This is a genomic window from Thermosynechococcus sp. OHK43 (genome assembly GCF_014466085.1).
Lineage (GTDB): Bacteria > Cyanobacteriota > Cyanobacteriia > Thermosynechococcales > Thermosynechococcaceae > Thermosynechococcus.
In genome coordinates this window covers 1-11,547 of the sequence record NZ_JACOMP010000163.1, presented here as the reverse complement: position 1 = coordinate 11,547, position 11,547 = coordinate 1, and the positions used below count along the sequence as shown (strand labels likewise).

Here is an 11,547-nt window from a genome sequence, read left to right as displayed (position 1 = left end):
GTGAGGCGACGGGCAATTAGCGTAATAAAGACATTGCTGGCATCATCGTCTAAAACCGCCACCAAAGTGCGAGCGCGATCTGCCCCCACGGCCAAGAGTTCATTTTCATCCATCAGATCATCACCGCGATAAAAAGGGTGCCCTGACTGCTGGGCAAGCCGTAGTCGCTGCCGCTGGTTGTCAATCACAACAAAGGGAATTTGGGCGGCGGCCAAGTTCCTCGCCAAGGTGCGACCTAGAGAACCATAGCCGCAAATGATGACGTGCTCCTTGAGCTCAGGAAGATGAGAGGGGGGTGTCATTGGGGGTAGCGGACCCGGGCGGTATACTTACGAATGAGCTTGGGGGCATCTTGGGCGTGCCCCAATAAAATCAATGTATCGCCCACTTCCACAAGGGGATTGGTGCGGGTCGGGAATAGTTGGCCATCGCTTTTGCGCAAGCCAACAATGATAAATGCCCCTTGACCGCGTACCTCCAGTCCTGTCAAGCGCGTCCCTACATAAGGGTAATCGGGGGTAATCTCCAGTTCCTCGAGGCGGGCATCAATATGGCTCAAGAGGTCGTTGAGGGTTTCGCGATCGCCCGTTTGTTCGAGGAAATCAATGCGGGGCCGCCGAATGAGGTTCGTCATTTGACTGGCGCCAATTTTTGTCGGCAAGACAATGTGATCTGCCCCTGCCAGGCGTAGCTTCGATTCTGTCGTAGCGAAATTCGCCCGCGCCACAATCAGCAAACTCGGATTCATAGAGCGCGCCGTCAGCGTAATAAAGACATTGATCGTGTCATTGGGCAGCACTGTAGCAAGGGCGATCGCCCGATCAATGCCCACCGCTTGTAGCGTTTCCTCCTCCACCGCACTTCCTAAATAGGCCAAATAGCCCGACTGGATGGCTAAATCAATGCGCTGTTCATTGACATCCAAAATCACAAAAGGGGTTTTGGTGGCGGTTAACTCCTGAGCGACCACCTGGCCAATGCGGCCAAAGCCACAGACAATAACGTGGTGCTTGAGTTTGTTAATGTCGCGGCTGGCCCGCTGCATCTCTAGGAGTTGCTTAATCTCCCCTTCGGTAAACAGTTGCACCACTGCACCGATGGTATAGACGGTTGCAGCACTGCCGGCCACAATAATCATCATGTTGAAGAAGCGTTGCGCCGGCGTAATCAGGGGTCGCACTTCGCTATAGCCAATGCCAAACACGGTGATCACGTACATATAGAGGGCATCAAGCCAGTGCCAGCCAAAGCTGGTATAGCCCGCCACTGCCACCAACATGATGAGGATAAAGAGGGTGATGCCAATAATAAAACGGTTGAGGGCAGGGGTTGCAGGTAACCGTCGCATGGCTTTAATACGTGCGCTCTTGGGGGGGAAACAGGGTAATGGTGACGGGCAGATAGTCAATTTGAATGCCGTTGCTGTTGTGATAGGTGGCTAGGGTGTGGCATAGGAAGTTGACATCATCCCGCTGGGGATAGTCCTCACGGAAGTGGGCACCACGACTCTCTTGGCGGGCAAGGGCGCTGCTTAAAATGACTTCAGCAACCACTAGGATATTGGCCAACTCAAAGGCTTCTATCAGCTCTGTGTTCCAATAGCGCTGGCGATCGTCAAGACGAATCCGGCCATAGGCAGCCTTGAGCTGTTGCAATTCCCCTAAGCCCCGCTGCATTAACTCAGCCGTGCGAAAGACACCACAGTATTGGGTCATACAATCCTGTACTTGCCGCCGCAGTTGGGCAAGGCGCAGATCCCCTGCTTGATCAAAGAGGTGTTGAATCTGCTGCTCTGCTGCTTGTAGATAGGGCTGGGGGTCCAATTGGGGGCGGGGCAGACTCGGTAAATCCTTGGCGATCGCGGCACCGGTGCGGCGGCCATAGACTATACATTCTAAGAGAGAATTACTGCCCAAGCGATTGGCACCGTGCACCGAGACACAGGCACATTCGCCGGCGGCATAAAACCCTGTCACCATTTCTGTGGCATTGGCCCGCACCTGACCATTGACATTGACCGGAATGCCCCCCATGGAGTAGTGCACTGTCGGACGCACAGGAATCGGCGCCACCACCGCATCCACCCCCGCCAAGCGATGGGCTTCCTCCCAACAGAAGGGAATGCGATTCAGGATTTTTTCGCGACCCAAGTGGCGGACATCGAGATAGACAAAAGGCCCACCCGCAGAACCATCACGGTGAATGCCCCGCCCTTCGCGAATTTCGATGGCGATCGCCCGCGAGGTAATATCACGGGGAGCCAGTTCCATACGACTGGGGGCATAGCGTGCCATAAAGCGTTCCCCCTCGGCATTGAGTAGATAAGCCCCTTCGCCGCGCACCGCCTCAGAAATTAAGACACCCGCTGGATACAACCCCGTCGGGTGAAATTGGACAAACTCCATATCCTCAAGGGGTAAGCCTGCCCGTGCCGTCATCCCTAAGCCATCCCCAGTGGAGGCAAAATCATTAGACGTGGTATTAAAGACCCGACCATAGCCCCCTGTGGCAAAAAGAATGGCGGGTGCCCGCAGAATGTCCAGTTGACCCGTTTCAATGTGGTAGGCAACGACCCCCTTGGCCTGCTGCTCCTCGACAATCAGCCGCAGCACATACCACTCACTCAAAAAGGTGACATTGTACCTCAGGAGATTGCAGTAGAGTTCGTGGAGAATGGCATGACCCGTTTTGTCGGCGGCATAGCAGGTGCGCGGGTGAGTGTGACCGCCAAAGGGACGTTGGGCAATGCGGCCATCGGGCAGGCGAGAAAAGAGCACCCCCAAGTGCTCAAGGTCAATCACCACACCGGGCGCTTCTTGGGCAAGAATGGCTACAGCATCCTGATCCGCAAGAAAGTCTGACCCCTTGACCGTATCAAAGGCATGGCTTTCCCAAGAGTCTTCGGTGTCCACATTTTTGAGGGTAGCCGCAATGCCCCCTTGGGCGGCAACGGAGTGGGAACGAATGGGATGGGTTTTGGCCACAAGGGCAATGGGGGTCTCGGGGGCCAGCCGGCAAATTTCCAAAGCAGCCCGACAGCCTGCTAGGCCACCACCGACAATCACAACGCCAAAGTCTTGCATCGTCCGTTTGTTCAGCATCCTTTCCTATACTAGTTTGGCGATTAGGAGAGTGACGGCGGCAGCAAAGATGAAACCAAGATAAAAACAGTAGCAAAATGATCTTGCGCGCCTCACGCTGAATCGTTAGAGTGGCAGTACAGTTCTTTTTTCAGTGGGGTGCCTGAAGGCCGGTCTTCGCCACGACCGTTGAGGCAGAGTGGTTTTGATGCTTTTGCCTGGGTTCTCTCTCTGTGAAAAGAACTGTCATTCTACTGGAGGCAGCCGTCCTTGAGTGCATTTTTTCTTCACTATGGGGGGTGTGGGGTGCGCCATTGGTGCGATCGCGATCGGGCAGCGGTCATGCACCTCATTGCCAATGTCCTCAGTGAGTTTGGCCTTTCTTGGCAACCCGAGGGAGCCGATGCCGATGTGGTTCACGTTGAAGATTACTACCATCGCCGGGGTGGACAATTTTGGGTGGTGGAGCAAGCTGCGGAAGTCGTTGGCACAATTGCTTTCTATCCCATTCAGCGGGGCGAAGCGGCTGTGGAAATTCGCAAGATGTACCTTCATCCGCGGGTGCGTGGCCAAGGCCTAGGGACATTCCTCCTGCACCATCTGGAAGCAGCAATTCAAGCGGCGGGCTACCGCAAAATCTGGATTGAAACCGCCTCAGTGATGACTGTGGCTGTGCATTTGTACGAGAAGGCGGGCTATCGGCCCGCCACGGGTGTGGAAACGCAGCGCTGCGATCGGGTCTATGTCAAGGACGTAGTGCTCCATGGTATGGCTTCGATGGCTTCTGCCCCCTGCTAGTCTTATTCTCCTGCTGGTTTCCCCTGCCGTCTTTGGTCTCTGCCGCCAAGACTTGGCTCGCGCTATTGCACAGGAGATCCAAAACCCCCAATGGCAACGGGGACAGTGGGGCATTGTGGTGCGGGATTTGAGCAGTGGCGAGGTGCTCTACAACCACCAAGGGGAAAAACTCTTTTTGGTGGCTTCGAATGTGAAGCTGACCACGGTAGCTGCCGCCCTTGACTACTGGGGAGCGAGTCATCGCTTTGTCACCACCCTGAGCGCGCGATCGCCCGACCGAACAACCCTGCGTCTTCAGGGCAGTTTTGATCCCAGTTTCAGCAGCCAAGCCCTGCAACAAATGGCCACTAGCCTTGCTCAGCAGGGGATTCGCCAAATTCAAGTCTTGGAGCTTGGCGGCGTAACACCCGTGACGATTGAACCCACATGGGCAATCGAAGACCTCACGATGGGTAATGCGGCCGTCATTCTGCGCTTAAGTATCAATCAAAATGCCCTCAACCTAGAGGTGAGACCGCAACAGTTGGGTCAACCCTTAGCCCTACGGCAGCCGGAGACTAATTTTCGAGTGGTCAATGAGACCCGCACCGTGGCTCCCTCTGAGCCGGAATTTTTGGAAAGTGAGGTGCGCGGCCAGCAGATCATTGTGCGCGGTCAACTCCATAGGGGCAGTGAGCCAGCAGAAATGCGCATTCCCCTGCGGGAGCCCATCCCCTATCTTCAGCAGCAGGTGCAGCGTGCCTTTGCCCAAGCAGGCATTCAGGTGCAGCAGATTCGCCCTGTGGAAACAGCAGAGCCGTTACCGGATTTATTGGTGCGCCATGCCTCACCCCCCCTAGGCCAGTTAATCTTGCCAATTCTCCAAGAGAGTGACAATTTCTATGCAGAAATGCTCTTTGCAGCTCTGGAGGCTGCACAACCCGGTTATCGCCAACGTTACTTGGCGCAGATTGGGGTGCAAGGGGCTGTGTTAGTGGATGGTTCCGGACTGTCGCGGCAAGATTGGCTGACCCCCAATGGTTTAGTGACGCTGTTGCAACAAATGGCGCGCACCGATCATGCCTTGCTGTGGCGGCGATCGCTCCCCCTTGCGGGGCGATCCGGAACCCTGCGCCAGCGTCTGCGGGATACGGCAGCTCAGGATCGCGTCTGGGCCAAAACAGGGACTTTGCGAGGGGTGGCTGCCCTAGCAGGCTATGTGGAACCCCTCGAGGATCGCCCCCTAGTCTTTAGCATGGTTGTCAATCAAGCAGGGGAAACAACGGCACACCTGCGTGCGGGGTTGGATCGGATGGTGGTTCTGCTCGCCCAATTGCGGGCTTGCGATCGCGCCTCAGAGGTTGGGGGCGATCGCTGGGGGCTAGGGTTCCACCGTCATTTGTAATCTAGGGAACTGCGTTATAGTGTTCTCAAAAAGGGGTGCCGAATCTTGGCGAGCAGTGCTCAGGCTGTCGGCAATCGGCGGGGTAAATTTTAGGAGGTATCCAATGCTAACGGAAACGCGTCCGCGGGACGTTCAAGTGGCGGAAATTGCACCGGGGATTTTGGTTCTGCGATCGCGCACTTGGGATCGGCTGAAGTTTGAAGTAGAATATGGCCGCCAACAGGGAACCACCTCCAATTCCTACCTCATTCAGGCCCCCCAACCCACGCTTCTAGATCCGCCGGGGGAATCCTTTACCCAGATTTATTTACAAGAACTCCAGCAGCACATTGATCTCAGTCAACTGCGGTACCTGATTCTCAGTCATGTCAACTCCAATCGCCTTGCCACCGTCAAGGTCTTGCTGGAAAAAGCGCCCCAGATCACTATTGTCTGCTCTAAGGCTGCAGCAGTGGCATTGCGCTCTGCGGTTGGTGAGCAGTTGAATCTCTGGATTCCGCGGGCGGAAACCCCCTTGGAGTTGGGGGGCGATCGCCAACTCATGTTTATTGCCGCTGCTACGCCCCGCTGGCCCGATGGTCTAATGACCGTTGATCCCCAAAATCAAATTGTGTTCAGCGACAAGCTCTTTGGTGCCCATGTCTGTGGCGATAGTCTCTACGATGAGCAGTGGAAAAAACTGGATGAGGATCGTGCCTACTACTTTCAATGTTTGCATGCAGCACAAACCCGCCAAGTGGAAAGCATTTTGGATCGCTTGGCAGAACTGACACCGCCCCCGCGCCTCTATGCCCCCGCCCACGGCCCGATTGTCAAGTTTAGCCGTAGCCGCCTCTTTCAGGACTATCGCGACTGGTGCCAAGCCCAAACGGCACAGGACACCAAGGTAGCGCTTTTCTATGCCTCTGCCTATGGCAATACGGCAATTCTGGCCAATGCGATTGCCCAGGGGCTAACCGCCGCCGGCGTTCAAGTGGAAGCTGTTAACTGTGAAACCACTCCCCCAGCGGAAATGCAAGCCTTGATCCACAGTAGCGACGGCTTTATCATTGGCTCGCCCACCCTAGGAGGGCACATGCCGACCCAGGTGCAGACCGCCTTGGGCTTTATCTTGGCAGAAGGCAGCCAAACCAAGCTGGCTGGGGTCTTTGGCTCCTACGGTTGGAGTGGCGAGGCCATTGATGACATTGAGCAAAAGCTCGTTGATGCCGGCTATACCCTTGGCTTTGAAACGCTGCGGGTGAAGTTTACCCCCACAGCTAGCGATCTGGAAAAATGCCAAATTGCTGCCAGCGAGTTTGCCCAAGCCCTGAAAAAACTGCGCAAGAGCCGCACTGTTCGCCCTCCCAGTCTAGCGGAGGCACAAGTGGATCGCACCGAACAGGCTGTGAATCGGGTGGTCGGTTCCCTGTGTGTTCTGACCACCCTACCCGAAGGGTGTTTTCACCTTACCCAAGCGGCGGCTATTTTGGTGTCGTCGGTCTCCCAAGCCTCTTTTCATCCCCCTGGCATCACGGTGTCCTTGCCCCAGGAATGGGCGGAAAGCCTCTGCCTAGTGGGCGATCGCTTTGTCTTGAATATCCTCAAGGAAGGCAGTCCCCTAGTACGTCAATTTCAGCAGGCGCAACGCCTGGGGGAGCAACAGCTAGCGACGCTTGGCCTCAAAAGCGCTGAGAGTGGTGCCCCCATTTTGCTCGATGCCCTTGCCTATTTGGAGTGCACCGTAGAGTCCCGCATGAACTGTGGCAATCACTGGCTCATCTATGCCGTGGTCGAGAGTGGCGAGTTGCTGCAAACCAGTGGCTTAACCGCAATCCAACATCGCAAAACCAGCAGTTAGCCCAGGCATCTAGAACGCGTTTTCAGCGGTTAATTCAGCCCCTTGTTGCTGCGCTAGCTCCTCGGGATGGGTGAGCAGATAAAGCATCGGCAAATCTTCTTCGCAAATATGGCGGACCACCAGAGTACCAATGGCCTCTATCGTTGCCGGCGTTAGGTTTTCAGGATGCCTGTGCACCTCCTCAAGCCGGCCACTCAAATCTCGCAGCAAATTTTGGTGAGCGGCACGGTGGGAGAGATAGAGGGGATGGTTGGCAGTAGCCATCAGGGTCTCTTCGTGCTGAAAGTGGCGTTCCGTTTCCCTGGCGCAGGCTTGTAACTGCGGCTTGACCTGGGAAAAGGTTGCCCCGGCGGCGATCGCCGAGCGTAGCTGCTGTAACATCTCCAAGAGTGCCTGATGCTCCTGATCGACCTTCGCCAAGCCAGAGACAAACGCCGCCTGCCATGCCAGCCCATCCATGAATAAACCCTCCCGATTGCAACGGGGAAAAACTATTTTGACCTATTGCCTTCAGCCTAGCCGCTTCCCATTGCAGCAGGTAGGCACTGTTACAAACCGTAGTGGACTAGGGCTTTTGGGCTAAGAAGGCTTAACCGCTACCCAATACTTACTCATAAAGTGGTGCTGCACCTCTTTGACCACCAGACCCGCTTTTTCTAAGCGAATGTTGAGATCATCCTCGATATAGTTGCGGTAAAAGGGCTCGTGGAAAAGGTTGGCAAAGTTTTCCATCATCGGACGCTGCTCTGGGGAATCCAAGGCTTGAATTGAGTCACAGATGACAAAGATGCCTCCCGGCTGCAGAACGCGGGCGCATTCATAGATCACGTTTTGGCGCACGGGGGCGGGCAGTTCATGGAAGAGAAAGACACAGGTGATGGCGCTAAAATAGCTATCCACGTAGGGCAGGCTTTCAGCGTTGCCCTGAATCAGTTGCGGCAGCGCACCCGCCTGGGTCGCCAGTAGGGCGTTGGCTTTGCGCAGGTAGGCGGGGGACAAATCAAGGCCAAAGAGCACCGCCGCTGGGAAAGCGTAGCGCAGTTGTTTTAGGGTGCGACCGGTGCCACAGGCAACATCGAGAATGCGCAGGGGTGGCGCGGGGGGATGAGCAACAAAATGTTGGGCAATGGGGGCAATCACCCGCCGCCGCATTGCATCTGCCGTGCCACCAAAGAGCAGTTCCACTTGGACATCGTAGAGGTTGGCGGAGGTTTCACTGAGGTAGCCATCGGTTTGGTAGTGGAAGTTCTGCCGATAGTACTGCGGATAGTCCTCAAGGCGCAGGTTTTTAGCAAACTCCTGAAATTGGCGCGATCGCGCCCGCTGCCACATCTGCGGCAAGTCTAGCAACAGCAGGGGATAAAAGCGGAGGAACTCTTCCCAAGGGGCATCAAAGAGCAGGGCAGCAGGATAGAAACCTGCGGCGGCGTCCTGCCAATCTTGCTGGAGTAGAGTTTCGTAGCGTTCCTTGAGCCAGGCTTGCAATTCGGGGCTGAGGGGTTGCGTCCGTTCTTCCGTGGGAAAGACCGTATTCAAAAGCCGCGCACTCAGGGTTTTGTGGGCGATCGCAAAAATGTTTTTACCCCATTGCAGGGCTTGATAGCTACTGTGAAGCGTCTCTTCCACAAAGGGCAACTGAGAGGCAAAGGGCGCAACCAACATAGCTCTTAACTAAACTTCATAATTTCCATTCCCCACTATATCGCAAACCCTAGGGGCAGTACCCCCGTTCGCGGTACCAAGTCACAGCGTCCCGCAGTGCCTCATCAATCGGCGTCTGGGGCAAACCCAATTCAGCCACAGCTTTGCGGGCATCGTAAAACATTTTTTGCTGGGCCATGCGCACCCCATCCACAGGAATCGCGGGGGGTTTGCCCAAAGCCCCCAGCACCACTTCATCCAACCAAGCCACCACTAAGGGAATCCCAATGGGAATTTCGCCAAGGGGGCGCGGCAGCCCAGTCATCGCGGCTAATCGTCCCAGAATGTCTGCCAGCGTTAGGTTTTGGTGACCGAGGATGTAGCGTTCACCCGTTTTGCCTTTTTCTAAGGCCAAAAGATGACCGATCGCCACATCCCGCACATGGATCAGGTTCAACCCCGTGTTGACGTAAAAGGGCATCTGTCGCCGTAAAAAGCGCAGGATGATTTCACCGGTGGGGGTGGGCTTTGCATCCCCAGCACCAATGGGGGTACTGGGGTTGACAATCACAATATCTTGGCCTTGGGAGATTGCCTCGTGAGCCACCTGCTCTGCCCAGTACTTGGAGCGCTTGTACTCGCTGATTAGCTTTTCGGGGGGGCTTTGGTAGGCTTCGGTGGTGGGTTGGCCACTGGGATCAACACCAATGGCGGCGACGGAACTGGTGTAAACCGTGCGCTCAATACCAGCCTCACGGGCAGCGGCCAAGATGCGACGGGTGCCCTCCACATTAACGGCATAGAGAAGGCGGCGATCGCGCCGCCACAGACTGTAATGGGCTGCAACATGGAAGAGCACTTGGCACCCCTGCATCAAGGTGACGAGGTCGCTAGTGCATAAATCCCCTTGCACCAGCTCCACATCCCATGGCTTGAGATGATCGGCCCGCTGCGGTTGTCGCACCAGGGCACGGACGCGATAGCCCCTTTCTGCGAGAACCTGAGCCACATGGGTACCGACAAAGCCACTGGCACCCGTGAGAAAGGCGGTAGTGCTCAATCTGCCGCTGCCTCCATGCTACCGGGGGGCAGGACCGCTGCCGTGACAATTGCATCCTCCTCATCTAGCCGTTGCAGACGGACGCCCGTGGCCGATCGCGACTGTGAGGAAATGTCCATCACCTTTTGGCGAATGATGATGCCGCGACTGGTAACAATCATCAGTTCATCCTCGGCATTGACAATCCGCAGCGCCGCCAGTTGATCCTCATTGCTTTTGGCTTTGAACTTGGTGGCGGTAATGCCCATGCCAGCGCGGTTTTGCAGCCGGAACTGTTGCACCGGTACCCGCTTGCCGTAGCCATTGGTGGTGATCACCAGTACCCAAGGGCCTTCACTGTGAACGACTGTTTCCTCAGCATCTTCACTCTCGGCACGGTCATCCTCAGGGGTGGCGGCAAAACGGTTGGCGATCGCCGCCGGTAGAATATCCATCCCCACCAGTTCATCCCCCGGCCGCAGGCTCATGGATTTGACCCCCCGGGTGGCACGGCCAAGGGGGCGCAGTTGATCGTGACTGGCGCGAAAATGAATCGCCATGCCCTGGCGCGAGCCGATGATAATGGTGTCCTCTTCGCGGGTACGGCGCACCCACCGCAGTTGATCTCCCTCTTCAAGGGAAATCGCAATCAGGCCATTGGCGCGGATATTACTAAAGGCCGCCAGTGGTGTTTTCTTAATGAAGCCCTTACGGGTGAGCATCACGAGATACTCATCTTCACTAAATTCTTGGACAGCAATGACGGAGGTAATTTTTTCCTCGCGGGGAATGGGTAGCAGTTGAACAATGGGGGTGCCGCGGGCTTGGCGGGAGCCACTGGGAATTTGGTAGGCGGGCAAGGCATAGACTAAACCGCGATCGCTAAAGAAAAGAATGCGATCGTGATCATTACAGCTAAAGAAGTGCTCAACGGCATCATCTTCCTTAATCTCTGCTCCTTTGCGTCCCCGGCCATCGCGACTTTGGGCTTCAAAGGTATCCACCGGCATCCGCTTGATGTAGCCCTGCTGGGTAACGAGAATGACGGATTTATCGTTGGCAATTAAATCGGTGTCGCTAATCTCCCCATCCGCTTGTACAATTCGCGATCGCCGCGGCGTGGCATACTTGGCCTTGAGTTCTGTCACTTCTTTTTCAATAATCTCCAGTACCCGCTGCCGATGGGCCAAAATATCCCGGTAATCGGCAATTTGCCGCTGCAGCTCCGCATGCTCCCGCTCAATTTTTTCCGCCTCTAGGGCGGTGAGGCGCCGCAGTTGCATCTGTAAAATGGCATCGGCTTGGGCCTCACTGAGGGCATAGGTTTGCATCAATTGCTGGCGAGCAAGGGCAGTGTCACTGGCGCTGCGAATGAGTTGAATCACGGCATCGAGATTGGCCAGCGCCACCAGCAATCCTTGGAGCAGGTGATCCCGTTCTTCGGCCTTGCGCAGGGCATAGCGGGTACGGCGGGCGATCGCCTCTTCGCGGAAACGAAGGAACACCTCTAAACTGCGCTTGAGGGTCAGCAGTTGCGGCTCGCCGTTGACGATCGCCAGCATATTGGCCCCAAAATTGACCTGTAGCGGCGTTTGCTTGTAAAGATTGTTCAGCACCACGCGGGGGTAGGCATCCCGCTTTAGCTCAATCACCACCCGAATCCCATCGCGATCGCTTTCGTCGCGCAGGTCGGCAATGCCCTCAATTTTTTTCTCATTGACCAACTCGGCAATTTTTTCCATCAGTGCTGCCTTGTTGGTTTGGT

10 protein-coding genes are annotated in these 11,547 nt (G+C 55.8%); 3 read left to right on the top strand and 7 right to left on the bottom strand.

All coding sequences use genetic code 11. The features are described 5' to 3' along the window. The 3 genes from H8Q75_RS06875 to H8Q75_RS06865 all read right to left on the bottom strand — a co-directional run. Nucleotides 1–302, bottom strand: a 302-nt coding sequence (locus tag H8Q75_RS06875; RefSeq protein ID WP_297040974.1) for an NAD(P)-binding protein, incomplete at its 3' end; no start/stop codon positions are given. Further along, complete coding sequence (locus H8Q75_RS06870; RefSeq protein ID WP_024124243.1) at nucleotides 299–1,348, bottom strand: potassium channel protein; 1,050 nt, start codon at nucleotides 1,346–1,348, stop codon at nucleotides 299–301. The genes H8Q75_RS06875 and H8Q75_RS06870, both read right to left, overlap by 4 nt. Before the next feature lie 4 nt (nucleotides 1,349–1,352). Beyond that, on the bottom strand, nucleotides 1,353–3,083 hold the full coding sequence (locus H8Q75_RS06865) for a succinate dehydrogenase/fumarate reductase flavoprotein subunit (protein WP_297040975.1): 1,731 nt from the start codon (nucleotides 3,081–3,083) through the stop codon (nucleotides 1,353–1,355). Between the two features lie 303 nt (nucleotides 3,084–3,386). Here H8Q75_RS06865 and H8Q75_RS06860 point away from each other — a divergent pair, with 303 nt between their 5' ends. The 3 genes from H8Q75_RS06860 (at nucleotide 3,387) to H8Q75_RS06850 (ending at nucleotide 7,102) form a co-directional block, all read left to right on the top strand. Then, a complete protein-coding gene (locus tag H8Q75_RS06860) occupies nucleotides 3,387–3,878 on the top strand; it encodes a GNAT family N-acetyltransferase (protein WP_024124241.1) in 492 nt (163 codons plus the stop codon). Next, nucleotides 3,844–5,262 (top strand): D-alanyl-D-alanine carboxypeptidase/D-alanyl-D-alanine-endopeptidase, encoded by a 1,419-nt coding sequence (dacB, locus tag H8Q75_RS06855; RefSeq protein ID WP_024124240.1) that lies wholly within the window; start codon nucleotides 3,844–3,846, stop codon nucleotides 5,260–5,262. The genes H8Q75_RS06860 and dacB overlap by 35 nt, the downstream gene beginning before the upstream one ends. Before the next feature lie 103 nt (nucleotides 5,263–5,365). Next, nucleotides 5,366–7,102, top strand: a complete 1,737-nt coding sequence (locus H8Q75_RS06850; protein WP_297040973.1) for a diflavin flavoprotein — start codon at nucleotides 5,366–5,368, stop codon at nucleotides 7,100–7,102. Nucleotides 7,103–7,111: 9 nt separating this feature from the next. On the opposite strand, the gene H8Q75_RS06845 is transcribed toward H8Q75_RS06850, so the two are convergent. The 4 genes from H8Q75_RS06845 to H8Q75_RS06830 form a co-directional block, all read right to left on the bottom strand. Further along, on the bottom strand, nucleotides 7,112–7,561 hold the full coding sequence (locus H8Q75_RS06845; protein ID WP_024124238.1) for a hemerythrin family protein: 450 nt from the start codon (nucleotides 7,559–7,561) through the stop codon (nucleotides 7,112–7,114). A gap of 120 nt (nucleotides 7,562–7,681) precedes the next feature. Then, nucleotides 7,682–8,764: a class I SAM-dependent methyltransferase gene (locus H8Q75_RS06840; protein ID WP_024124237.1), complete on the bottom strand. Its 1,083-nt coding sequence runs from the start codon at nucleotides 8,762–8,764 to the stop codon at nucleotides 7,682–7,684. Nucleotides 8,765–8,813: 49 nt separating this feature from the next. Then, entirely contained in the window at nucleotides 8,814–9,803 is a 990-nt protein-coding gene (gene hpnA, locus H8Q75_RS06835) for a hopanoid-associated sugar epimerase (RefSeq protein ID WP_024124236.1), read from the bottom strand. After that, a partial coding sequence (locus H8Q75_RS06830; RefSeq protein ID WP_297040972.1) for a DNA gyrase C-terminal beta-propeller domain-containing protein occupies nucleotides 9,800–11,547 on the bottom strand: 1,748 nt, incomplete at its 5' end. The genes hpnA and H8Q75_RS06830, both read right to left, overlap by 4 nt.

What these genes read in the sequence shown, in the direction of transcription:
- H8Q75_RS06870 (WP_024124243.1), bottom strand. Translation starts at nt 1,348, where the DNA reads ATGCGACGGTTACCTGCAACCCCTGCCCTCAACCGTTTTATTATTGGC.
- H8Q75_RS06865 (WP_297040975.1), bottom strand. Translation starts at nt 3,083, where the DNA reads ATGCAAGACTTTGGCGTTGTGATTGTCGGTGGTGGCCTAGCAGGCTGT.
- dacB (WP_024124240.1), top strand. Translation starts at nt 3,844, where the DNA reads ATGGTATGGCTTCGATGGCTTCTGCCCCCTGCTAGTCTTATTCTCCTG.
- H8Q75_RS06850 (WP_297040973.1), top strand. Translation starts at nt 5,366, where the DNA reads ATGCTAACGGAAACGCGTCCGCGGGACGTTCAAGTGGCGGAAATTGCA.
- H8Q75_RS06845 (WP_024124238.1), bottom strand. Translation starts at nt 7,561, where the DNA reads ATGGATGGGCTGGCATGGCAGGCGGCGTTTGTCTCTGGCTTGGCGAAG.
- H8Q75_RS06840 (WP_024124237.1), bottom strand. Translation starts at nt 8,764, where the DNA reads ATGTTGGTTGCGCCCTTTGCCTCTCAGTTGCCCTTTGTGGAAGAGACG.